The sequence below is a fragment of the Flavobacterium sp. genome, from assembly GCF_049590715.1.
GTDB lineage: Bacteria > Bacteroidota > Bacteroidia > Flavobacteriales > Flavobacteriaceae > Flavobacterium.
Window position 1 is genome coordinate 1 of sequence record NZ_JBAWDL010000270.1, and the last position, 24,601, is coordinate 24,601.

At 33.1% G+C, this 24,601-nt stretch carries 17 protein-coding genes and 3 tRNA genes; 9 read left to right on the forward strand and 11 right to left on the reverse strand.

The features are described 5' to 3' along the window. Window positions 1-150 precede the first annotated feature (150 nt). Window positions 151-591 (forward strand): KTSC domain-containing protein, encoded by a 441-nt coding sequence (locus tag WBQ70_RS12020; RefSeq protein WP_423914530.1) that lies wholly within the window; start codon window positions 151-153, stop codon window positions 589-591. A gap of 120 nt (window positions 592-711) precedes the next feature. On the opposite strand, the gene WBQ70_RS12025 is transcribed toward WBQ70_RS12020, so the two are convergent. Further along, window positions 712-1,761, reverse strand: coding sequence for an AMP-binding protein (locus tag WBQ70_RS12025; protein WP_423914532.1), 1,050 nt, complete (start codon window positions 1,759-1,761; stop codon window positions 712-714). 22 nt (window positions 1,762-1,783) lie between these two features. Then, complete coding sequence (locus WBQ70_RS12030) at window positions 1,784-2,686, reverse strand: lysostaphin resistance A-like protein (RefSeq protein WP_423914535.1); 903 nt, start codon at window positions 2,684-2,686, stop codon at window positions 1,784-1,786. A 126-nt stretch (window positions 2,687-2,812) separates the two neighbouring features. Between WBQ70_RS12030 and arsC the strand changes: the two genes are divergently transcribed. Next, complete coding sequence (gene arsC / locus WBQ70_RS12035; protein WP_423914538.1) at window positions 2,813-3,157, forward strand: arsenate reductase (glutaredoxin); 345 nt, start codon at window positions 2,813-2,815, stop codon at window positions 3,155-3,157. Between the two features lie 65 nt (window positions 3,158-3,222). Then, window positions 3,223-5,721 (forward strand): TonB-dependent receptor domain-containing protein, encoded by a 2,499-nt coding sequence (locus tag WBQ70_RS12040; RefSeq protein ID WP_423914541.1) that lies wholly within the window; start codon window positions 3,223-3,225, stop codon window positions 5,719-5,721. A 58-nt stretch (window positions 5,722-5,779) separates the two neighbouring features. Here WBQ70_RS12040 and WBQ70_RS12045 read toward each other — a convergent pair whose 3' ends face one another. Further along, a complete protein-coding gene (locus tag WBQ70_RS12045; protein ID WP_423914543.1) occupies window positions 5,780-5,944 on the reverse strand; it encodes a hypothetical protein in 165 nt (54 codons plus the stop codon). A 170-nt stretch (window positions 5,945-6,114) separates the two neighbouring features. On the opposite strand from WBQ70_RS12045, the gene fumC reads away from it, so the two are divergent. After that, window positions 6,115-7,500: a class II fumarate hydratase gene (gene fumC, locus WBQ70_RS12050; protein WP_423914546.1), complete on the forward strand. Its 1,386-nt coding sequence runs from the start codon at window positions 6,115-6,117 to the stop codon at window positions 7,498-7,500. 285 nt (window positions 7,501-7,785) lie between these two features. Here fumC and WBQ70_RS12055 read toward each other — a convergent pair whose 3' ends face one another. Together WBQ70_RS12055 and glyA are read right to left on the reverse strand one after the other, a co-directional pair. Continuing rightward, window positions 7,786-8,379 carry a tRNA-(ms[2]io[6]A)-hydroxylase gene (locus tag WBQ70_RS12055; RefSeq protein ID WP_423914548.1) on the reverse strand — a complete coding sequence of 198 codons (594 nt, stop codon included), beginning with the start codon at window positions 8,377-8,379 and terminating at the stop codon, window positions 7,786-7,788. Window positions 8,380-8,511: 132 nt separating this feature from the next. Further along, the gene (gene glyA, locus WBQ70_RS12060) at window positions 8,512-9,786 is read right to left on the reverse strand and encodes a serine hydroxymethyltransferase (RefSeq protein WP_423914551.1); all 1,275 of its coding nucleotides are present in this window, start codon (window positions 9,784-9,786) and stop codon (window positions 8,512-8,514) included. Window positions 9,787-9,891: 105 nt separating this feature from the next. Here glyA and fahA point away from each other — a divergent pair, with 105 nt between their 5' ends. Together fahA and WBQ70_RS12070 are read left to right on the forward strand one after the other, a co-directional pair. Continuing rightward, a complete protein-coding gene (gene fahA / locus WBQ70_RS12065; protein WP_423914554.1) occupies window positions 9,892-11,178 on the forward strand; it encodes a fumarylacetoacetase in 1,287 nt (428 codons plus the stop codon). A 448-nt stretch (window positions 11,179-11,626) separates the two neighbouring features. After that, a complete protein-coding gene (locus WBQ70_RS12070; RefSeq protein WP_423914557.1) occupies window positions 11,627-16,600 on the forward strand; it encodes a T9SS type B sorting domain-containing protein in 4,974 nt (1,657 codons plus the stop codon). An 803-nt stretch (window positions 16,601-17,403) separates the two neighbouring features. On the opposite strand, the gene WBQ70_RS12075 is transcribed toward WBQ70_RS12070, so the two are convergent. The 3 genes from WBQ70_RS12075 to WBQ70_RS12085 form a co-directional block, all read right to left on the reverse strand. Beyond that, a tRNA-Arg gene (locus tag WBQ70_RS12075) sits at window positions 17,404-17,477 on the reverse strand. Between the two features lie 29 nt (window positions 17,478-17,506). Continuing rightward, window positions 17,507-17,581: transfer RNA gene (locus WBQ70_RS12080), tRNA-Pro, on the reverse strand. 75 nt (window positions 17,582-17,656) lie between these two features. Then, window positions 17,657-17,740: transfer RNA gene (locus tag WBQ70_RS12085), tRNA-Ser, on the reverse strand. Between the two features lie 240 nt (window positions 17,741-17,980). Here WBQ70_RS12085 and WBQ70_RS12090 point away from each other — a divergent pair. After that, window positions 17,981-19,159: an acetyl-CoA C-acyltransferase gene (locus WBQ70_RS12090; RefSeq protein ID WP_423914560.1), complete on the forward strand. Its 1,179-nt coding sequence runs from the start codon at window positions 17,981-17,983 to the stop codon at window positions 19,157-19,159. 68 nt (window positions 19,160-19,227) lie between these two features. After that, on the forward strand, window positions 19,228-19,989 hold the full coding sequence (locus tag WBQ70_RS12095; RefSeq protein ID WP_423914561.1) for an NlpC/P60 family protein: 762 nt from the start codon (window positions 19,228-19,230) through the stop codon (window positions 19,987-19,989). A gap of 55 nt (window positions 19,990-20,044) precedes the next feature. Here WBQ70_RS12095 and WBQ70_RS12100 read toward each other — a convergent pair whose 3' ends face one another. Beyond that, window positions 20,045-20,734, reverse strand: coding sequence for an SIMPL domain-containing protein (locus WBQ70_RS12100; protein WP_423914563.1), 690 nt, complete (start codon window positions 20,732-20,734; stop codon window positions 20,045-20,047). A 54-nt stretch (window positions 20,735-20,788) separates the two neighbouring features. After that, the gene (locus WBQ70_RS12105; RefSeq protein ID WP_423914565.1) at window positions 20,789-21,427 is read right to left on the reverse strand and encodes a rhomboid family intramembrane serine protease; all 639 of its coding nucleotides are present in this window, start codon (window positions 21,425-21,427) and stop codon (window positions 20,789-20,791) included. 113 nt (window positions 21,428-21,540) lie between these two features. Between WBQ70_RS12105 and WBQ70_RS12110 the strand changes: the two genes are divergently transcribed. Then, window positions 21,541-22,413, forward strand: a complete 873-nt coding sequence (locus tag WBQ70_RS12110; protein ID WP_423914568.1) for a lysophospholipid acyltransferase family protein — start codon at window positions 21,541-21,543, stop codon at window positions 22,411-22,413. Between the two features lie 489 nt (window positions 22,414-22,902). On the opposite strand, the gene WBQ70_RS12115 is transcribed toward WBQ70_RS12110, so the two are convergent. Continuing rightward, window positions 22,903-24,601: cytochrome c biogenesis protein (locus WBQ70_RS12115; RefSeq protein ID WP_423914570.1), on the reverse strand; the 1,699-nt coding region annotated here is incomplete at its 5' end.

The following is a 24,601-nucleotide window of genomic DNA, read 5'->3' on the forward strand; positions in this document are numbered from 1 at the left end:
GCACTGTACTGAAAGACTTTGTACTCTTTTTTTAAAAAAATTTATAAGTGAACCAAAAACTTAAAAAAAAGTGTACCTTTGCAAAAAATTGTTGATTTTGAAATCAAACAGTAATGATTTCATCATAAAAGACAAGTAGTTACCTTATTTATGAAAAAAATAGTTGAATACCGCAAACTGCTAAATGTAGATAAAACAGCAACGTTAAAAGACCTTAAAACTATTTATCGCAATGCGATGAAAGAATCTCACCCTGATAAATTTTCAGGTGATGAAGCTGGTTTGAAAGCTGCAGAGGAAAATAGTAAAAGCATTATTGAAGCATACCACTTTTTGGTAAGTATCAATCCTGAAACAATTAAAGCTAATTTACCTGAATATAACGAGACTATTACAACAGCTACCATCACAGATTATAAATTTGTAGAAGCTAGATTAATTGTAAACTTCTCTAATGGTAGTGTATATGAATTCATTAGCGTACCAAAAGCAACTTATGTAAAAATGGTAAACGCAGAATCTCCAGGACGTTTTGCTAAAAGACATATTTTCAATTCTTTCCCATACAGAAAAACAATCAATCAAGATTAATTCGTTTTTTTGAACAAAAGCAAAAGAGGCTATTCTAATCAGAATAGCCTCTTTTACTTTTTAGTAATAACCCAAATTTATTTTTAGGTTATTATTACTAATGAAAACGATTTGCTAAAATTAAAGACTTGACAAAATCACTTTTCTTTTAATTTTACTGTTCTCAGATTGCAGAAACTTTGAAACAAAAAACACCTTCTTTGGCTTTTCATATTTATCCAAATTTTCAAATATTTTAGGATTTAATTCTCTCTCAGCACCTTCAATTACTAAAACCAATTTTTCGCCTAAATCAGCATCAGGAATACCACCTACAAAAAAAGGAGTATCAATAAAATGTGCTAATTTTTCCTCAATCAATTCAGGAATCAATTTTATACCACCACTATTTACAACGTGATCCACACGTCCTAAAAACTCAAATTGCTTTTTATTTATAATATCTACCAAATCATTCGTAACAATTTTTTCATCAGAAACATGAGGGGCATCAATAACTAAACAGCCATTTTCATTTTTAGAAATCTGGATATAAGGCAACAGCGTGAATACTTTATCACCAAGTCTTTTAGCAGCAATATGACTCATTGTCTCCGTCATACCATAAGTTTCATATATTTTTGTCGAATAAGCTTTCTTTAATTCATTTTCTAGCGATTTCCCCATTTTAGCGCCCCCAATAATAAGCTTTTTAATATTTTTCAATCCTGATAAAGAATTTTGAGCTTGCAACGGCACCATTGCAGCAAAATCAAATTTATCAACATTCTTAGCTAAAGGTTTTGAAGTAGGTTGTACAAAATGAACATCAAGTCCCAAAATAAAACTTCTAACAAGCATCATTTTACCTGAAATAAAACGAGTAGGCAAGCAATACAATACTTTATTACCAGGACTCAATTCAAAAAAATCACCTGTAGCAAGTGCTGAATTAACCATTTTTTGTTTTTCAGCTCTAATTACTTTTGGTACACCCGTTGTTCCAGAAGTTTGCAATTCAACATAAGACTTATCATCAAACCAATCCAAGATAAAATCTCCAATTGATTTTTCATATTCGTCTCCTTCTTTTATTAAATTATAACCTACCATACACAAATCTTCTCGGTTATAATAAGAACCATTTAATCTAAATCGATTATGCACATTTTTATATGTAATCTCTTTCATTATAATTGTATTTATGATTGTTTTAAATTAATTTTTGTTTCCAATTTGTCCAATGGTATTTTCTATTAAAAATAAACAAAAGAATAGGATATATGACAAAAACGGGGATAATAATATCAAACCCTGCCATAGGCTCTGACACGTCCTTTAAAATGGAATGCGTTTGAAAAGCAGACCAATCGGAAGTTACTAAAATCGCACTAATTAAATTATTGGCTGCATGAAAACCTAAAGCCAACTCCATTCCTTCATCCATCAAGGTAATGATTCCTAGAAATAATCCCGTACCAATATAATAGACAAAAATAATATTTCCCATTTTTACAACTTCAGGATTGGCGAGATGCATCATTCCAAAAATCAGTGAAGTCATCATTAAAGGAAACCATTTATTTTTAGACAAATTAGCAAAACCTTGCATCAAATAACCTCTAAAAACATATTCTTCAACAGTAGTTTGAAAAGGAATCAAAACAGTACCAATGACTACTAATATCAAAAAAGGGCCTAAATTAAAATTAACTTCAAAATCTTCTGGATTTAAATAATAGGTCACAACTATGCTTAATATTGTAAAAGAAGCCCATATCAAAAAAGAAAAAAACACTCTATTCCAATCCACGGATTTTCTAGTTGTTGTAACCGAGAGTACCGTTTGATGGTGTACTTTTCGAATAATATAAAAAATGCCAAATAAGGTTACAACTGACGGGATCAATATTAAAAATAAAGTCACATTAGGTTCAAATAAGTGCATTAACTCCTCATTCCCTGATGGATATTTTTTTCCATTTACAAAAATGTTGTAAAATATTGCTACTAATAAAGGGAGTTGTCCAATAAACGATATAGCAATAATCAATAGAGAACCAATTATGTATTTAACGAAATTATTTTCTACTTTTATCCCTTGTTCCAGAAACATGTTACTCACATTTAATTTACCACTAAGATACTATTTCAATTTTTATTTATAGCGGAACGAAAATGTTTTTTAACATAAACTTCTTATTTAATTTTACTCCTTTTAGTTACTCTTTAAATTTATTTTATGATACAAATTTACCATAATCCAAGATGCGGAAAATCAAGAAATTGTTTGGCAATTATCGAAGAAAAAAAACTCGATTATGAAATTATCAAATATTTAGAAACTCCACCTACTGAAGAGGAACTAACAGAATTGTTAAATAAATTACAAATTAAACCCATAGAACTAGTCCGTCAAAAAGAAAAGATTTGGATTGAAAACTATAAAAACCAACCCCTTACAGATGAAGCTATTGTTAAAATTTTAACATCTCATCCTATACTCATTGAAAGACCTATCGTTATATCAGGAAACAAGGCAATAATTGGCAGGGAAATTGATAAATTAAATTCTTTTATTAAATAATTAGGTTTCAAAATTCAAGTACACAAACATCACATCAAAAGCAACAAAACATTAAAAACAAACCAATGCATCATTCACTTAAACTCCTTCTTTCACTCAGTATAATGCTTAGTTTCCTAAGCAGTACTGCACAACAAAATCCTGAAATGAAAGATAAAATTAAAATCTCAGGAATTGTTATCGAAAAAAATAGTAAACAAGCATTGGAATACGCTACGGTAACCTTCTCAAACCCAAAAAATCCTAAAGCATTGTCGGGTGGAATAACAAATGCAAAAGGGGAATTTAATATTGAAATTACCCCAGGAATGTACAATATCAAAGTGGAATTTATTTCTTTCAAACCCATTGAAATAGAACAACGTTTGCTACAAGAAAATACCTCATTAGGAACGTTTCCACTGGTTGAAGATGCTGCCCAACTTAACGAAGTAGTTATTGTTGCCGAAAAAGCTGCGGTCGAAATCAAACTAGATAAAAAAATATACAATGTAAGTCAAGATCTATCGGTAAAAGGAGGAACTGCTAGTGATGTTCTTAATAATGTCCCCTCAATTGCTGTAGATACTGATGGAACTGTAAGTCTTAGAGGGAACGATAATGTTCGTATTTTGATTGATGGAAGACCGGCAAATGTTACAAATATTAGTGATGCTTTAAAAAGTATTTCTTCAGATGCCTTAGATAAAGTGGAAGTAATAACAAATCCCTCTGCCCGTTACGATGCTGAAGGTGGTGCTGGAATCATCAACATCGTACTTAAAAAAGGAAAAAACAATGGTTTAAACGGTACGGTAGTTGCAACAGTGGGAAATCCAAAAAACCTTGATTTTAATACCAATATCAACTACAAAACAAACCACTATAATTTATTTACCTCCATTGGTTACAACAATAGTGATTCACCAGGAAACACAACAACCAATACAAATTATCTTAAAGACGATGGTTCCGTAGAAAAAACAATCAATGAAGTCAACAAACGTAACCGTTACAGAGATGGATACAATTCAGTCTTTGGAATGGATTGGTTCATAACTCCTTCTATTACTTGGACCAACTCTATCAAATATAGAAACCAAGACGGGCATAACCCCGAAGACGTAAATTTCAATAATTATGTAGGCACTGATTTTTACGTTCGTAACCGATATAATGACGAACTTTCTAATGATGAGGATTTTCAATACAACACTAATTTTACCAAAAAATTCAAAAAAGACGGACATAAATTAACCTTTGATTTTTCAACTTCAAATAACAAAGACATTGACAACTCTATAATCACAGATCAAGTTATCGATAATCCAACTAGCAAATTTCAAGAATTCACAACTAGTATCAGAAGAGATGTTAGCCAATTAGTTCAAACAGATTATGTTCTTCCTATTGGTGAAAAAACTCAGTTTGAAATGGGGTACAAAGGGCAATTTAAAGTCTTAACAACGGATTATAAAGTAGGCGAAATTGATGGTAGTGGCAATCAAAATACCAATCCTAACTATAGTAACATATTAGAATACAAAGAGAAAATAAATGCTATTTATACACAATTTGGTTCAAAAATAAATAAGTTCTCTTATTTAGTGGGTATTCGTTTTGAAGATTCAAATATTGACATCAACCTACTTAATTCTAGTAATTATAATAATAAAAAATACAATAACTTTTTTCCAAGTGCATTTTTAACCTATGAACTATCTGATGAAAGTAGTTTATCCGTTAATTATAGTAAAAGAATCTCACGTCCTAGCTCTAGATACATTAACCCTTTCTCTAATTATTCTAGTAACGTAAATATCTTCCAAGGGAACCCTGATCTGAACCCCTCTTTTACCGATGTATACGAAATAGCATACATGACAAAAATTGGAAGAGCAACACTAACCTCTTCTGTTTATTACAATTATAGCACTTCTGTTTTTCAATTCATCAGAAGACCCAATGGAGATACCGTTGAAACTGAAGTAGACGGACAAATTGTACAGACCCCTGTAATCCTAACAACCCCTATCAACTTAGCAAAAGAAAGTCGGTATGGTTTTGAATTCAATTTAAATTACGCTCCTTTTAAGTGGTGGAGACTCAATAATAGCTTCAATTTATTCAAAAGTGCCACTACAGGTGATTATACTTATACTGATATTAATAATGTTGACGTAACACAAAATTTTGACCGTACTGCTTTAAGTTGGTTTACTAGACTTTCGTCAAAAGTGAATTTACCTTACAAAATAGATTGGCAAACAAACATGATGTATTTTGGCCCAAAAAACAGCTCACAAGGAAAATATTTAGAAATGTTTATAGCAACAATATCTTTTAGCAAGGATATATTAAAAGACAAAGCTACCATTTCCTTGAATGCTAACGATCTATTCAACTCAGGAAAAAGAAGATTCATAACTTATATCCCCGGCGTTATTGATTCTTATTCGTCCTTACAATTTAGACAAAGACAAATAAACCTTTCTTTCACTTATCGTTTCAATAAGAAAAAAGGGGAAACTGAAAAAGGGTCTCGCCCGCAAAATGGTGAAGGTGAAAGTGATTTTCCTGGATAATACAGTATAAAAAAAGGACTCGATATCGAGTCCTTTTTTATTAAAATCAAATTAAGTCTTAAAGTGATTCTTTCTTTGCTTTTCTTTTTTCTTTATATGCCTCCCAAGTAGCTCCACCAATCCAATAGGATACAAAACTAACTAGGAAAAACATTAACCAAAAACCTAATGTAAGGATGGTTAAAAAAAGTAAAAAGCCTAAATACTGTGAAAATTCAAACATGTTTTCCGGAATTTTTGAATGTAGCCACAAATATAGGTTTTAAATCTTTTTATAGCAATAAAAACCAAATCAAATTCTATTAAAAAATAATAATCGTATTTTTGAATAGTAATATCATACAACTATAGATTTAACCCAAATAAACCATCCATTTTCTTAAATTATCTATTATGAAATTTAGAATTGAAAAAGATACCATAGGTGAAGTTGAAGTTCCAGCCGATAAATATTGGGGAGCACAAACCGAACGTTCTAGAACTAATTTTAAAATTGGAATTCCCGCCTCGATGCCAAAGGATATTATTATGGGGTTTGCCTATTTAAAAAAAGCTGCTGCCTATACCAATTACGATTTAGAGGTTTTATCTATTGAAAAAAGAAATGCAATTGCAATAGTTTGTGATGAAATCTTAGCTGGAAAATTAGACGACCAATTTCCTTTAGTAATTTGGCAAACAGGCTCAGGTACACAAAGTAACATGAATGTAAATGAGGTTATTGCGAATAGAGCACAAATAATTCAAGGGCTTTCTATTGGTGTAGATGCTCCTTTCATCAAAGCCAATGATGATGTTAATCAATCTCAATCCTCGAATGACACCTTCCCTACAGCCATGCACATTGCAGCATATAAAAAAGTAGTCGAACACACGATTCCAACCATAGAACAATTAAAAAATACACTTCAAGACAAAGCCAATAAATTTAAAGATGTAGTAAAAATTGGTAGAACCCATCTTATGGATGCTACTCCCCTTACTTTAGGACAAGAACTTTCAGGGTATGCATCTCAATTGAATCATGGATTAAAAGCATTAAAAAATACACTATCACACTTATCCGAAATTGCTTTAGGCGGAACAGCCGTAGGAACTGGATTAAATACCCCTAAAGGTTATTCCGAAAAAGTAGCCGAATATATTAGTGAATTTACAGGACATCCCTTCATCACTGCCGAAAATAAATTTGAAGCATTAGCCGCACATGATGCCTTAGTCGAATCTCATGGGGCATTGAAACAACTAGCGGTTTCTTTGAATAAAATTGCTAATGATATCCGAATGCTAGCTTCAGGACCTCGATCAGGAATTGGTGAAATCTTAATTCCTGAAAACGAACCTGGTTCTTCCATTATGCCAGGTAAAGTAAATCCAACACAGTGCGAAGCTTTAACCATGGTTTGCGCACAAGTAATAGGAAATGATGTGGCTATTTCCGTTGGTGGCATGCAAGGACAATACGAACTCAATGTTTTTAAACCATTGATAGCAGCCAACTTTTTGCAATCAGCACAACTTTTAGGAGATGCATGTCATTCTTTCGATATTCATTGCGCTCAAGGAATCGAACCTAATTACAAACGCATCAAAGAATTAGTAAACAACTCTTTAATGCTAGTAACCGCTTTAAATCCTAAAATTGGATACTATAAAGCCGCCGAAATAGCACAAACAGCCCACAAAAACGGCACCACACTTAAAGAAGAAGCCATTCGTTTAGGCTATTTAACCGAAGAAGAATTTGACTTATGGGTTAAACCGGAAGATATGATTTAAGAGTTGCAGTTATTTTCACGATATAGCTTTTTTAAAACATGTAAGAAATTTAAGAATATATAAGCTTTGTCTATAAAAACTTAAAATATATATGTTTCCAACTCAGAGTATTTTTTTTAAAACACAGATTACAGAAATTAAAAATTAATCAAAGTTGTTTCATCGTAAAACATTGGACTAGTCCATACTTAAATGCTCTTTACTTTCTTAAATGGTTAGAAAAAAAGCATTTGGTTAAAAAACTTATATGGCTTATATGTTAAAAAACCTCTGTGAATAATCAAACTACCCGTGGATAGTCTCCCCTTTACCGTAATTAGCAATGACAGATTCTTCGAAGGCCAACCATTCCCTCCAACGTTTTTCTACATCAATACCTTTACCATACTTTCTAGCGTAAGTAATAAAAGTGGTATAATGTCCCGCTTCGCTTTCCATCAATTCTCTATAAAAAAGAGACAATTCTTCATCTTTAATATTTTCAGATAACACTTTGAAACGCTCACAACTTCTCGCTTCAATCATAGCCGAAAACAACAATCGTTCTACTAATCCTGAAACCCTACTTCCATCATTACTACGTTTCATATACAAATACAATTCATTCACATAATCATCTTTGCGCTCTCGTCCTAACTTTAATCCACGTTTGATGATGATGTTATGTACCATTTCAAAATGTTCAATTTCTTCTTTGGCCAAAGCCAATAAATCTTTGACTAAATCTTGATATTCAGAATTATGAGTGATAATAGTAATTGCATTAGTAGCAGCTTTTTGTTCACACCATGCATGATCTGTTAGAATTTCTTCAATGTTTTTCTCAACTATATTTACCCATCTTGGGTCGGTTGGTAATTGTAATCGTAATACGCCCATGATTTTTTGTTTAAAGTTTAAAGTTATTTCATGTTTAAAGTTTCCAAAAAAAAAGTTTAAGGTTCATTCTGTGACAACATATACTGTCACAGAACTTTAAACCTTAAACTTTAAACTTTTAAACCTAAATATTTAAAAAACGAAAATCGCTCTTTCGCTCATCATTTCGTTTACTTCTTCCGCTACTTCCTCGATAACATCTTCGTTAGTATGATTAGTTAATACTTTATCTATCAATGCAACGATAGTTTCCATATCTTCTTCTACTAATCCACGAGTGGTGATCGCAGCAGTTCCTACTCGAATACCAGAAGTTACAAATGGTGATTTGTCATCAAATGGAACCATATTTTTATTTACTGTGATTTCCGCTTTTACCAAAGCATTTTCAGCTTCTTTTCCAGAAATCCCTTTATTTCTTAAGTCAATCAACATCATGTGGTTATCAGTACCTCCAGAAATGATATCATATCCTCTTTTTACAAATGCATCAGCCATAGCGTTAGCATTTTTTTGCAATTGTCTAGCATACGTAAAGAATTCATCTTGCAAAGCTTCACCAAAAGCAATTGCTTTAGCAGCGATGATATGCATTAATGGTCCACCTTGATTTCCAGGAAAAACAGCTAAATCTAATAAAGATGACATCATTCTGATTTCACCTTTTGGAGTTTTCAATCCCCATGGGTTTTCAAAATCTTTACCCATCATAATCAAACCACCTCTTGGTCCACGTAAAGTTTTATGAGTTGTAGTAGTTACAATATGACAATGAGGAATTGGATCATTCATTAATCCTTTAGCAATAAGACCTGCTGGATGAGATATATCGGCCATCAAAATAGCACCTACACTATCAGCAATTACTCTAAAACGTTCAAAATCCATATCACGAGAGTAAGCCGAAGCTCCTGCAATGATTAATTTAGGTTGCTCTTTAGTAGCTATTTCTTGTATTTTATCGTAGTTCAAACGACCTGTTTCTTTTTCAACACCATAAAAAACTGGGTTGTAAACACGTCCTGAGAAGTTAACTGGCGAACCGTGAGTCAAGTGACCACCATGAGATAAATCAAATCCTAAGATTTTATCACCTGGTTGCAAACAAGCATGAAATACAGAAGCATTTGCCTGAGATCCAGAGTGTGGCTGAACGTTAGCATAAACAGCTCCAAACAATTCTTTTGCTCTATCAATTGCTATTTGCTCAATAATATCAACTACTTCGCAACCACCATAATATCTTTTTCCTGGATACCCCTCGGCATATTTATTAGTCAAAACTGAACCTGCAGCTTCGATTACTTCGTCACTTACAAAGTTTTCAGAGGCAATAAGTTCTAATCCGTGTATTTGTCTATCTTGTTCTTCAAGAATAAGGTCAAAAATTTGTTTGTCGCGTTGCATTTCTATCAATTTAGTTAATTTCAGGCAAAAATACAAAAAAACGTTTGTCAAATAGCTAGATTATGATATATTTGATATAATAATTTTCAACAAAACACTCTCCATATGCCAATATCCGCTAACGATACTAAAAGAAAATCTTGGTTATCAGTTCCTGAAAACAGTGATTTTCCTATTCAAAACATTCCTTTCGGCGTCTTCTTAACTAAAGAAAACATTGTTACTGTAGGAACTAGAATAGGTGATTACGCTATTGATTTAGGGGCTTTACAGCAAATGAACTATTTTTCGGGCATTGAGTTAACTGATGATATGTTTATGCAAGATACCCTAAATGATTTTATTTCAGATGGAAAAAAAACTTGGCGATTAGTACGAAATCGTATTGCAGACATTTTTGATGACAACAATCCAAAATTAAGAGATAATAATAAACATAAAGACATTGTAATATTTAATATTTTAGATGTCGAAATGCAACTTCCAGTATTAATTGGAGATTATACTGATTTTTACTCGAGTAAAGAGCATGCCACAAATATGGGCAAGATGATACGAGATCCAAAAAACCCTTTATTACCTAATTGGGTACATATGCCCATTGGCTATCATGGCAGAAGTTCAACTATTATACCGTCAGGAATCTCAGTTCATAGACCCATGGGACAAACACTTCCTCATGGAGAAAATTCACCTGTATTTGGTCCTGCAAGATGTGTTGATTTTGAATTAGAAACAGCCTTTATTACAACTGATACTAATATTATGGGTGAAATAATCCCAATAAATGAAGCCGAAGATTATATTTTTGGAATGGTATTATTAAATGATTGGAGCACGAGAGATATTCAAAAATGGGAATATATACCACTTGGTCCCTTTTTATCTAAAAATTTCGCTACATCTATCTCTCCATGGATTGTAACAATGGATGCCTTAGAACCTTTTAGAACATCTAGTCCAAAACAAAATCCAAGTCCACTACCTTATTTACAACAAAAAGGAAAACATTCCTTTGATATTCATCTTGAGGTAGCTATACAACCTGAAGGTATTGAAACACCAACTATTGTTAGCAAATCCAATTTTAAATATATGTATTGGACTATGAATCAACAACTAACACATCACACATCCAATGGATGTAGAGTCAATTCAGGAGATATGATGGGATCCGGAACAATTTCTGGTCCTACAAAAGAAAGTTACGGCTCTATGTTAGAAATAACTTGGGGAGGAAAAGAACCCATTAAGTTAAATGACGGAACAGAGCGCAAGTTTATCAATGATAATGATACGGTAATTATGAAAGGCTTTTGCAAAAACAGTCAAGTAAGGATCGGTTTTGGTGAGGTTAGCTCAAAATTACTCCCTCCTTATGTAAGGAAGTAATATTTAAAAATTTCAATAATATAGCCTTGTCAATTATTAAAAAATTGACAAGGCTATTTTACTTTAAAACCAAAACAGCATGTCAATTCTAAATTAATAAAATTCTCATACTACATTAGAAAGATTAATTTACTGTAATAATTTAACATTTTTTTAATTCATGTGGTAAAAAAGAACTGAAATATGGTAAATATCGAAGTTTTTAATTTAACAGTTTTATGTTACTTGCCTTATTATATTACTGAATTAGTATTATTTGTTTCACTTTAAATTTTGAATACTCAAAATCAAGTTAGATTTATTTAATGCCATGTAAATTAATATACTTAATAACACATGGTATTATTTTTTATTATAATAAATAACATATATTATATTGAAATTTAATATTAATTCTGTTTGTAAGACCACTAATCATTTTTTTAACCGGATTATAAATAAGTTACCAATGAAAAAACTACTTTACCTTTTTTTTCTTTTATTATCAATAAGTTCTTTTTCACAGTTAAGCAAAAAGCACTACATCCCACCAATAACAGGAAATGGTGCTGTAAATGACCATTATCTATATATTTCGACTCCATCAACAAGCCCAGTAAATATTAAGATTATAGAAATTGGTGGCTTAGTTACAAATACAACTGTTAGTAATGCAAATCCACGCATACATCTTATTGCAAATAACCAAACTTCTAGTGAATTCATATACACTGTATCAACTCCTGATATGCGTTTTAGCAACAAAGGATATAGAGTAGAAGCTGACGAACCAGTATATGTCAGTATGAGAATCAATGGTGGAAATCAAGCAGGAGGTATTGTTTCTAAAGGAGAAAACGCATTAGGAACAGACTTTAGAATAGGTGCAATGTACAATCCTGTCGTTGATAATCAAGCAGTTAACTTTGTATCTGTTCTTGCAACTGAGAACAATACAATTCTGACTATATCTGACATAGATCCAGCTGCTGTACTGCCTAACGGAAGTAACTTCTCTACTATCACACAACCAATTATATTAAATAAAGATGATAGTTATATTCTAGCATTAACTGGAGGAGGTTCTCCATCAAATAGTGCTAAAATAATTGGTGCATTGGTTCATACAGACAAACCTGTTGCTGTTGCATGTGGATCTTTTGCAGGTAATAATGGAACAAATACGGGAGCAAAAGATGTGGGTTTTGATCAAATTGTACCTATAGAAAAAGTAGGAAAAGAATACATCTTTATTCAAGGAGAAGGTCTTACTAGCTTGGAGCGTGTTTTATTAATACCTTTTGACAAAAACAACCCTGGAACAGTAACCATCAATGGAGGGACAGTAGTAACTCCTCTAACAACCACCGCAGGTGTAAAGTATTTTGATATTGATGGAAGTCAATTTATAAATAAAAGTCTATATGTTACGACTACTGAGAAGGTGTTTGCTTATCAAAGTATTTGCGGATATAATAATAGTGCTGCAAACCAAAATATGTTTTTTGTTCCCCCGATAAATTGTGCCACTCCCAATACAGTAAATAATATACCTAATATTGATCTTATAGGTATTAAATCCTTTGACGACAGTACATTAAACATCGTCACTGAAGCTGGCTCTACCGTTACCTTAAATGGAACTACGCTTACTGGGGCTACAACAATTACAGGGAATCCTAATTATGAAAAGTATAGAGTAAGTGGTACAGGTGTTTTAACAGGAAATCAAACAATTGTTTCTACAAAACAAGTATATGTATCCTATTATGGAAGAAACAATGTAGCTTCTTATGGTGGTTACTATTCTGGTTTTGACTCTGCGCCAATAATTAGTTTTAATCCTTTAAACATAACAAATCCTGCACTTTGTATTCCAAATGTAAAACTATCTATTGATGGTACTAAATACAATACTTTTCAATGGTACAACAACGACATAGCTATTGATCCCGCTACACATCCTGGTGCAGATACAGCTGATTACACCCCTGTAGAAGGAGAACCTGGTAATTATCATATTGTAGCAAAAATTAATATCTGCGCATCGAGTGAATTTATTTCTTCTAAAGTTCCCGTTAGCGAATGCCCAGGAGATTATGATAACGATGGTATAAATAACAATATTGATCAAGACAATGACAATGATGGTATTACAAACTGTACCGAATCTTACGGCAATCAAGAGGCTAATATTTCAAACCTAACAACTGGTAATATTACCGCTGGAGGAGTAGGTGGCTATTCTAATGGGTTTGCAGGAACAATTACTTCATCAGCAGGAAGCACAATTATAGGGCAAACTGATGGTAGCTTTGTAACCGAAATCCCTGTAGGAAAAGGAAAAAAATTAAATTATACCATGACATTTTCTGATCCTATAACATTAGGCTTTGAATATGTAAATTCCGCAAATGCTTCAGATTTAATGAATCCAAATGCCGAATATATAATTAAATCTGATTTTGATAAAAGTGTTACTATATTAGACCCACTAAATCAATTACTAATTGATACCGACTTTGATGGTATATATGAACCAAATCAAAATGGATTTACCTCTAATGAAATTCGATTCAAATTAAGTGGTTCCGCATCATTACCTGCTGGAAATGGATCTTTTGTATTTTTATCAGATGCTACGAAGACATTATCTTTTACCCATACTAACCTTTCGGATACAAATACAAACAAATCAACATTTAAGATTTATGCTGTTTGTGTTCCAATAGACTCTGATGGCGATGGAAAACCTGACCAAAGAGATACAGATAGTGATGATGATGGTATTCTTGATACGATTGAAGCACAAAATAATTCTCCAATAATCATATCTCCAGGCGACCCTGTTGATGCAAATGGTATTTACATTGCATTTGGTACTGGCTTAACTCCTGTCGATACTGATGGCGATGGTATTCCTGATTACTTAGATACAGATAGTGATGGTGACGGAGTAAGTGATTCAGATGAATCTGGAACCAATGCTTTAGCTAATAGTATAAATCCCGATGCAGATGGAGATGGAATATCAAATTATCGTGAATTAGATAGTGATGATGATGGTTGTACTGACATTCAAGAATACGGAGCTACGACTCCAGCGAATAGTAGTTTTGCAATTGCCGATTCAGCTGTAATATTACCTGCTGATCAACCTACTGACCCCACCCCTATTTGCAGTGGAGGAAACACTAGCATTTCAGTAATCACTAAAATCGGTGATGCATACCAATGGGAGGTTTCTACTGATACTGGTAGCACTTGGACTCCAATCATAGATGATGCTAATATCTACAACGGAGCAACCACTTCTATATTAAACATAACAAATGTTACGACTGCAATGAACTTGCATCAATATAAAGTTATAGTCACAGCAAAAGATAACATTTGTAGTAAGGTGACGTCAAATGTTGTTACTTTAAATGTAAGTAATGGAATTACATATAAACCTAATGTTGATTATGTAATATGCGATGATGATTTAGACGGAATTACAGTATTTAATTTAACAACTAAAGAATCAGACATTACATCCGAAAGCTTAGTTACCTTAAGCTATTACACTTCTCTTTTAGAAGCACAAACTGGAGGAGCAACGGGCTTAATTTCAAACCCAACAACTTACCAAAATACTACTGCTTTTAATAGCTCTGTTTGGGCTAGAATAGAAAACACTATTGGTTGCCCTTCAGCTGTATCCGAAATAGCCTTGATCGTAATTGGCACAGAATTACCTGTAGTTTACAACTTCACTATTACTGAATGTGACGATAATTCAGGAACACTCAATAGTAATTATGATGGAATTGCAACCTTTAATTTAACCAGCGCAGAAACTGATATAAGATCACAATTACCGACTTCGCCTATTGGAATCAATTACAATATAGATTTTTACAAAGATGAGGCTGATGCTTTGTCAAATACCCCTATAACTAACATTACTGCTTATAGAAATACAACACCTAACCAGCAAAATATTTGGATCAAAGTGACTGGAATTGCTAATGGAGTTTCTTGCTCTTCAATACCAAACCCATTTACTATTTTAGATGTAGAAGCATTACCAAATACTTATCCAGTGGTAATTGGGAGATTATGTAACGAAGAAATAGATCCTACCCTACCTAATTCAGCTACATTTAATACTTCATCTCTAGAATCTACTTTAATAGGTAGTCAAAATCCAGCTAATTTAACTATAACTTACTATAATGCTACTGGAAATCCTTTAACAGATGAACTTGGAAATCTAATCACTAGTCCATTCCCAGCTTCATTTAAAACAAGAACACAAATTATTACAGCAATAGTAACAAATAACACAAGCTTAATGTGTGCTGCCGATCTTGTTAAAATTGAATTCACAGTAGATGAAACTCCATATATAGCTGCAACTCCTCCTGGGACGGCTGTTTGTGATGATGAAACAAACCCTCTTCTACAAGATGGAAAATATGCATTTGATACCACCGATTTTAATTCGATCTTATTAGGAAGTCAAGATACCACTATAATGAAAGTGATTTATAAAGATCAAAATGGTTTTATTCTACCAAGTCCTCTTCCAAACCCTTTTAATTCAGGTACCCAAGACATAACTGCAATAGTAGAAAATTCACAAAATCCTACTTGTACTTCACCACCTACAACAATTTCATTTGTAGTAAACCCAAAACCTGAAATCGACACTAATTTAAATGGAAAACCATATTTAATTTGTTCCGACGATCCTACTGCTTATGTTACACTAAATGCAGGACTACAACCAGGAGCTAGTGAATCTGACTTTAGTTATAAATGGTTTAAAGACGAAATAGAGATATCAGGTGCTATTTCATCAACTTACAATGCAACATCGAAAGGAATTTATACAGTAATAGTAAATTTTACAGCTCCTAATGACTTCTGTTCAAGTGAACGAAAAATGGAAGTTATTTCTTCTGAAGCTCCTAAATTCACATTAACTCCAATTGTAATAAAAGATTTAGCCGAATCCAATTCCATCACAATAAATGTTACTGGAAATGGTGATTATGAATATAGTATTAATGCAGATAGTAGTTATTTCCAAAAATCAAATTATTTCAACAATGTATCACCTGGCATTTATGAAGTTTCTGTAAAAGATATAAATGGATGCGGACCACCTATACAAACTACAGTATATGTTATTGGTGCTCCAAAATTCTTTACTCCTAATAATGATGGATATAATGATCGCTGGAACTTTAAAGGGATACCAATTCAGAACGCAAATTCATTAATCTACATATACGATAGATATGGTAAATTATTAAAACAAATGACTCCATCAAGTGATGGATGGGATGGGACATTTAATGGAGCTCCACTTCCTGCTGATGATTATTGGTACACTATTAAATTATATGTACCCGAAAGAGAACACAAAGGGCACTTTAGTTTAAAAAGATAAACGCTTTACAATAGTATTATATTAAAAAGAGAGCAAGTCAAAAAGTAATAGAGCAAATATTAAATTTCGATATTTTAATTTAAAATAAATTACAAATGCAAGTTTCCTTTATTGATCTTATCAAGCTGTTAACTTCCTATAAAAAAGAGAAGAGATACTTCATCTACATTTAAAAGAGATTAATTCAATACTCAAGGAATGTCGTTTAACCAAACCTATAGACTTTCAGTTCATAGGTTTGGCTATGAACTGAAAGTCTGAAAATTAAAACTTTAGCCACTGATTAATCTTTTTAATCAGTGGCTAAAATTTTCAGAAGCTAAAGCTAAATGCAATAAAATACATAATTTCAATAATTATTTGAGACCAATAAATTAATTTCAAAGGATTCTTTGAGGAAACAACAATTCAATATATTCTACGTGGCCATCTGGTATATCTACACATCGCTCACAAATGATGGTTTAACGAAGATACTAATAAATCGTTTTAGAGATTGAAATTCAGTAGCCGACGGGACTCGGCTAATACAGGAGTGTGCGCTTTTTAAAAGAAATCAATAGATTGAAAGCTTAGTGACAGACTCTAAAATAGTAATACCTTTCAATGCCAAAATAAAAGCTTTTAGATATCAATTTTGAGGTGTTAGAAATATTGAGTTTTTCCTTTTTAGACTAACAAATATATATGCTTAATTTTTATTAATCCACAGGTTTTAGGATTGATCCTATAATGTTCGTCAAATGTTCATCACAAGGCATAAAAAAAGCCTTTACATTTCTGTAAAGGCTTGATTTTTAAAGTGAACGCAGAAGGATTCGAACCTTCGACCGCCTGCTTAGAAGGCAGGTGCTCTATCCAGCTGAGCTATGCGTCCATTTCTTTTACAACTTATGAAAAAGTTTGTCGGGGTGGCAGGATTCGAACCTGCGGCCTCCTGCTCCCAAAGCAGGCGCGATAACCGGGCTACGCTACACCCCGAAAATATTTTATTCCGGTTTTTTATGCTTTTCTTTTTCAAGATTCAAATACTAACATTGAAACTTAAAAATAATGCGGAGGGACAGGGACTCGAACCCTGGCACCGATCACTCGATGACAGTTTAGCAAACTGCTCCATTACCACTCTGGCACCCCTCCAAGCTCAGAGAACGTGTCTCGTTTTGCGGTTGCAAATCTAAGACATCATCCCGTTATTCACAACTATTTTGACGCTTTTTTTTACAGTTTTTTAATATTTTATTAAAAACAGTTCACAATCAAACATATAGCATTGAAAAAATAGTATTAAATTTTCTATTTACTAGATTCCTAAATTCAAAATCTAAAAAGTGTTCAAAAAAGATTAAATTTGCTAAGCTAACTAATCATTTTACTGCTATGAGCAAAAAAATTGTTATCGTTTCTGCTGTTAGAACTCCTATTGGTCAATTTATGGGAGGTTTATCTACCACTCCAGCACCTGAACTTGGCGCCATTGCTATAAAAGGAGCATTGGATGCTATTCAATTAGACGCAAATTTAATTGATGAAGTTTATATGGGGCAAGTCGTTCAAGCTGGTTCTGGACAAGCACCCGCAAAGCAAGCAGCACGTTTTGCAGGCTTACCTGACACTATAACTTGCACAACAGTAAATAAAGTGTGCGCCTCAGGAATGAAAGCAGTCATGTTAGCCGCTCAAGCCATAGCTTGCGGTGATGCGGAGATTGTAGTTGCAGGTGGAATGGAGAACATGAGTATGATTCCACATTATAGTTATTTACGTTCTGGAACTAAATTTGGATCAACTACACTCATTGACGGCATGCAAAAAGACGGTCTAAGCGATGCTTATGATCATCAAGCCATGGGCGTTTGCGCTGATTTGTGTGCTTCAGAATATCAACTAAGTAGAGAAGTTCAAGATGCTTACGCTATAGAATCCTATACTCGTTCAGCAAATGCATGGAACACTGGAAAATTCAGCAATGAAGTCGTTCCTGTCATCGTCAAACAACGAAAAGGAGCTCCTGTAATTATAGACACTGACGAAGAATTCACGAATGTTATTCTTGAAAAAATTCCTATTTTAAATCCTGCTTTTAGCAAAGACGGAACAGTTACAGCTGCCAATTCCTCAACTATTAATGATGGCGCTGCTGCCTTAATCTTAATGTCTGAAGAAAAAGCAAAAGCCCTAGGACTAAAACCTTTGGCTTTTATAAGAGGATATGCCGATGCTTCTCAAGAACCAAAATGGTTTACAACAAGTCCCTCAAAAGCATTACCTAAAGCCTTAGATAAAGCTGGAATCACATTGAATGAAGTCGATTTTTTTGAATTTAATGAAGCCTTTGCCGTAGTAGGTTTAGCCAATACTAAAATCTTAGAAATTGATTCTACTAAAGTAAATGTAAATGGAGGAGCTGTTTCATTAGGACATCCATTAGGATGTTCTGGTGCTCGAATTTTAGTCACCTTAATCAATGTATTAAAACAAAATAAAGGTACAATTGGTGCAGCAGCCATTTGTAATGGTGGCGGTGGCGCATCCGCAATTGTAATTGAAAATGCTTAAATAATATGTTATTTGAAAATCTTATTTTTATAGGAAATACATATAACTCAACTCATAAATGACCATAAATGTTCGGAATTTGTAATCTGGCTATAATCCCCCTTCGGTTTGAGCCGTCGGATAGAAGTGAAATTGTTTCCCAAGTTTTATTTGGTGAGCATTTTAAAGTTTTAGAACAACAAAAACAATGGTTTCGTATCCAAATGCAATATGATGGTTATGAAGGATGGATTGATTCAAAACAATGCCAACTTATCTCTGAAAATAATTACAACCAACTTTCAAACGATACCGTTATTCTAAATGCTGATTTGATTGAATATGTAACTACAACAACGAATTTATTAATTCCAATTCCATTAGCCGCAAGTCTTTCATTCCTATATAACAATGAAATCAATACTAGCGGCTATGAATTTGAAGGGAACAAAGCAAATGGAGTAAAAAACAAATCTAACCTCATTAATACTGCTTATTTATTTTTAAATGCACCCTATCTTTGGGGAGGAAAAACACCTTTTGGTATTGATTGTTCTGGTTTTACACAAATGGTATACAAACTTAATGGCTACAAACTTCTTAGAGATGCTTCACAACAAGCCACACAAGGAGAAGCTTTGAGTTTCATTGAAGAGAGTGAACCTGGTGATTTAGCTTTTTTTGACAACGAAGAAGGAAACATTACCCATGTAGGAATTATTATGGAGAATAACTACATTATCCATGCCAGTGGAAAAGTTAGAATCGACCGAATTGATCATTTAGGAATCTATAATCCTGAGACCAATAGACATACACACAAACTCCGAGTGATTAAAAAAATCATCTAATAAAAAAGAGGTGAGACATTGATATGTTTCACCTCTTTATCATTTATACTTTTAATTATTCCAGAATAAAACTCACACTTACATTTGCAACAATATCAATTTCACCTGCAGCAAGTGTTTCTCTTGGTGCTGATTCATCACTCATTGCCATTGTTTTCATACGTGCATAAACAGGTTGAGGATGGTAATTTTGAGAATTATCAGTAATACTTAATGCTTTACCTATTTTTTGTCCCATTCCTGACAAATAATCTTCGGCTTTTAATTTAGCATTCTTCATAGCTAATTTTCTAGCATCAGACTGGTATTGATCCATTTTTGAAGATTGAAAAACAACATTATCGATGCGATTAATACCGTTATCAACTAATCCTTCCATTAATTCATCGTACTTAGATAAATCTTTCAACAGGATTTCAATAGTTTGAGTCGCATTATAATTGTGTTTCTTTTTTTCGTAGTCGTATTGCGGATTCAAAGCTACACGTTGTGTTTTATAATCAGCAGGATTCAAATTCATTTTTTTAATGAGTTTTAATACCGCTTCAACTTGTATATCATTTTGTTTTTTTACGTCTTTAGCATTTGTCCCTTTAGTTTCAACTGTTGCAGAAATAAGGGCTTCGTCTGGAATTACTTTTATCTTCCCTTCACCTGAAACGCTAATTTGAGGAATAGGTTTCATTTCCTGTGCTTGTGATAATGACATAAAAAGCATTCCAATAATCAATATTATTTTTTTCATTTTAATTAATTTATTAAGTTGTTATATGATTTAATGTTTTCAAAAGTTATGCCATTATAGTTTCCCCATTTTAGCCATTGCAAACAAAACGATAATTGGAATCGTCAATAAAACCACCATCATCATATGATCAAAAAGCAATTGTGGCTGTATCACTAACGTTAAAATATATCCTCCTATTGCACCGCCAAAATGAGCGGTATGACCAATGTTATCATTTTTAGCCCTCATCCCATAAATAGAATACAACAAATAGACAATTCCAAAGATATAAGCAGGAATAGGAATTACAAAAAACAGCCCTAACATCATATCAGGTCGTAATAAAATAGCTGAATACAAAATACCCGTTACCGCTCCAGAAGCACCTATTGCTCTATAACCATACTCTTTTCTATGAAAATAAATAGTCAATAGTCCTCCAAAAATCAAACTTCCAAAATAAATAAGAATAAAAGATACATCCCCTAAATACCCCATCACTACTGGAGCAAAAAAGTAAAGTGTCAACATATTAAAAACCAAGTGACCAATGTCTGCATGCAAAAAAGCCGAAGAAATAATTCTAATTTTTTCACCAGAGAGCACACTCCCCATATGAAATTCATGTTTTCTAAAGAATTGGACATCATTAAACCCTTTGTAACTCATTAATACATTCGCAAGAATGATTGCTATTAAAATACTATTCATAAAATTTTATAATTGTGAACTGTAAATATAGTGATTCTTCAAGAGTCCTATTGTACCTCATTATGTTTATATACTATTCATTTTTGACTTATATTTGCAAGAAAAAATACTGCATGCAATATCTTGTATATCTTATCGCATATCCTTTTCTTTGGTTTATTTCTATACTCCCTTTTCGTCTTTTTTATTTTTTATCTGATTTTATTTATCTGATTGTTTATTATATCATTGGATACAGAAAAAAAGTAGTACGCACTAATTTAGCCTTGGCCTTACCTCATCTTAGTACTTCTGAACGTCTAAAAATTGAAAAAAAATCATACGAACACCTATGTGATATGTTTCTTGAAATGGTCAAAACAATGACTATGTCTCCCAAAGAAATGAACAAACGTTTTGCTATCACCAACATTGAATTAATTAAAGAATACGAGAAAACAGGAAAAAGCATTATTTTATTAGCCTCCCATTATGCCAGCTGGGAATGGTTATTAACAGTAAATAATAAAACGAGTCTTAAAGGTGTAGCTACTTATAAAAAAATAAACAATAAATATTTTGATCGCTTAATACGAGGTATTCGTTCTAAATACGGAACTGAATTAGTTGTAACTAGAGAAACAATTCCATTTATTGCTAAAAACCAAAGAGAAAAAACAGCTTGTATGTATGGTTTAGCTAGTGATCAATCTCCCAGATTAGACCGTATTTTTCATTTCTATCCATTTATGGGTGTTACTGTTCCTGTACACACTGGAGCCGAAATGATCGCTCGTAAGTATGATTTAAGTGTTGTTTTTGTCAAAGTTAAAAAAGTAAAACGAGGGTATTACCAAGCTACTTTTATCCCTATCACTGATGACCCAAAAACGACAACTGAATTCCAAATCACACATGACTTTATTCATGAAGTCGAAAAACAAATACACGAAGCACCTGAATATTATTTCTGGACTCATAATCGCTGGAAACACCGAAAAAATTAGGCCTATTAAAATTTATTTGGGCGTGCCACCACGATACAAAGTGGCTTAATCTACTTTGTCTTAACAAAGCCCCTTTGCATCGTGCTGTCGTGCTATCCGCACCGCTATGGCGGTTTGCTCCTATCACTCACGCGAGACCCGTTTCCAAAAAGTACTAGTTAATCCATTTCATCCGCGTTCCATCACGTAACAATGAGTCAATTAGGATGTATGAAATACTTAGTCAAATAATCCGATAAAATTGCTTTGTTCCTCGTAATGACTTTGTGTTAATTCTTAATGTTTTCTCTTTACGAAACTACACATTCGTTGATTTGAAAATAAGGCGATGTAAATAGCCCCGGTAGCAGTGAAAATCCTCTTGTATGGCGATAGCAAATACAAGAGATTGCAACGAATAACGGGAGGGATCGTTGTTCTGGAAACAATACAATTTGCTCCTAAAAAAAAAGCCCGAAAATTAAACTTTTCGGGCTTGAGGTGTAGTATTTACTTCTTATAATACTTTCTATATTTTGGATAGGTAATTGCTCCTATGAAAGCAATTGTTCCCATCGTATACCAAATCCAATCTAGAGATTTTGCTTCACCGCTCGCATACGAGTGCAGTCCCACTAAGTGAAAATTCACCCCATAATAGGTAAACAAAATCGAGATAAAAGCAAACATACTCATTAGATTGAAAAACCATTTCCCTCTTAACGAAGGAACAAAACGAGCATGAATCACAAAGGCATAAACCATTATACTAATTAAAGCCCAAGTTTCTTTTGGATCCCAACCCCAGTAACGTCCCCAGCTTTCATTAGCCCACTGTCCTCCAAGGAAATTCCCAATGGTTAACATGATTAAACCAATCGTTAAAGCCATTTCGTTTATATAAGTGATTTCTTGAATGTTCAAATCCATTTTTTCTTTATTCTTTTCATTGGTAAAAAAGATAAGCAATAAGGATACAAAACCTAAAATCATTCCCAAAGCAAAAGGCCCATAACTAGCTACAATAACCGCCACGTGAATCATCAACCAATACGAATTCAATACAGGTTGTAAATTAGCTATTTCCGGATCAATCCAGTTCATATACGCCGCCATCAAAATCATTGCTGTAACAAAGGCAGAAGATGCAACTGTCAATTTCGATTTTATATCAAACGCTAAACCAAAAAACATGGTTGCCCAAGCAATATAAATAATAGATTCATACGCATTACTCCATGGTGCGTGACCTGAAATATACCAACGAGCAATTAAACCTGCTGTATGTAAGGCAAACAACAATCCTACTACAACATGCATGGTATTTACAGCTATTTTTAATATTCTACGCTCTTTGAAAATGCGCATAATAGTAAAAAACAACATCAAAATGGAAGCATAAATATACCAATAAGACAATCTTTGAAATACATCATATTTATTATACAAAATTTCAGCGGTCACCTTATCTTCTGAAGGCATTACATTAGCTCCAAATTTTCGTTGAAAACCATGTAGACTTTCTAATAAATCATCTGCATTTTTGTAATCATTAGAAATCGAAGCATTATTCAAAGAACCAAAATACAACGGCAATACCGTTTTGGTGTACGTAGAATCCATTCCTTTCATTCCTGATTCTCCCACTTCTAAAAAGGAAATCCACTTATTGTTAGCATTATTCGGAATTGGGAAAATTTTCAAAATAGAACCACTCAAGGCTGATTCCATCAAGTTGACTTTTTTATCCGTTTCCACAAAATCTTTTTGAAACTGATTTGGATTGGCTGCCTTATAAGCCTCATCTAAATAAGGTGTTAATTTATAATTGCCTTTTTCATCAAAGAAAGAAACAAAAGGAGCGTATTTAGCTTTAGTATCAATACCAATAATTTTTCGGATACTATCATTTCCAGATTTGATATAAATGATTGGCACTTCAATCCATAATTGTGCGTATTGGGACATGGATAGAAATACTTGGTCTGAATTCATCCCTTTATAATCGTTAGCATGACTTACTTTTCGAAGTAGTTCAGATGAAAAGGTATTGATAGGTTTCATTCTTCCACCCGCATCTTGAATGATCAATCGTCCAAATTTTCCAGCATGTGCTTCGGAAACTTTGAACTTATTCAGTAACGAATCTATTTGTTTTTCAGTAGGTTTGGTTCGAACGTGAGCTGTAGTTTCCACATGGTCTTCATGA

Excerpts from the sequence above, each read along its gene's own strand:
- WBQ70_RS12105 (WP_423914565.1), bottom strand. The coding sequence starts at position 21,427 with ATGAATAGTATTTTAATAGCAATCATTCTTGCGAATGTATTAATGAGT.
- WBQ70_RS12100 (WP_423914563.1), bottom strand. The coding sequence starts at position 20,734 with ATGAAAAAAATAATATTGATTATTGGAATGCTTTTTATGTCATTATCA.
- WBQ70_RS12040 (WP_423914541.1), top strand. The coding sequence starts at position 3,223 with ATGCATCATTCACTTAAACTCCTTCTTTCACTCAGTATAATGCTTAGT.
- WBQ70_RS12055 (WP_423914548.1), bottom strand. The coding sequence starts at position 8,379 with ATGGGCGTATTACGATTACAATTACCAACCGACCCAAGATGGGTAAAT.
- WBQ70_RS12025 (WP_423914532.1), bottom strand. The coding sequence starts at position 1,761 with ATGAAAGAGATTACATATAAAAATGTGCATAATCGATTTAGATTAAAT.
- WBQ70_RS12020 (WP_423914530.1), top strand. The coding sequence starts at position 151 with ATGAAAAAAATAGTTGAATACCGCAAACTGCTAAATGTAGATAAAACA.
- WBQ70_RS12030 (WP_423914535.1), bottom strand. The coding sequence starts at position 2,686 with ATGTTTCTGGAACAAGGGATAAAAGTAGAAAATAATTTCGTTAAATAC.
- WBQ70_RS12110 (WP_423914568.1), top strand. The coding sequence starts at position 21,541 with ATGCAATATCTTGTATATCTTATCGCATATCCTTTTCTTTGGTTTATT.
- fumC (WP_423914546.1), top strand. The coding sequence starts at position 6,115 with ATGAAATTTAGAATTGAAAAAGATACCATAGGTGAAGTTGAAGTTCCA.
- arsC (WP_423914538.1), top strand. The coding sequence starts at position 2,813 with ATGATACAAATTTACCATAATCCAAGATGCGGAAAATCAAGAAATTGT.
- WBQ70_RS12090 (WP_423914560.1), top strand. The coding sequence starts at position 17,981 with ATGAGCAAAAAAATTGTTATCGTTTCTGCTGTTAGAACTCCTATTGGT.
- WBQ70_RS12095 (WP_423914561.1), top strand. The coding sequence starts at position 19,228 with ATGTTCGGAATTTGTAATCTGGCTATAATCCCCCTTCGGTTTGAGCCG.
- WBQ70_RS12045 (WP_423914543.1), bottom strand. The coding sequence starts at position 5,944 with ATGTTTGAATTTTCACAGTATTTAGGCTTTTTACTTTTTTTAACCATC.
- glyA (WP_423914551.1), bottom strand. The coding sequence starts at position 9,786 with ATGCAACGCGACAAACAAATTTTTGACCTTATTCTTGAAGAACAAGAT.
- fahA (WP_423914554.1), top strand. The coding sequence starts at position 9,892 with ATGCCAATATCCGCTAACGATACTAAAAGAAAATCTTGGTTATCAGTT.
- WBQ70_RS12070 (WP_423914557.1), top strand. The coding sequence starts at position 11,627 with ATGAAAAAACTACTTTACCTTTTTTTTCTTTTATTATCAATAAGTTCT.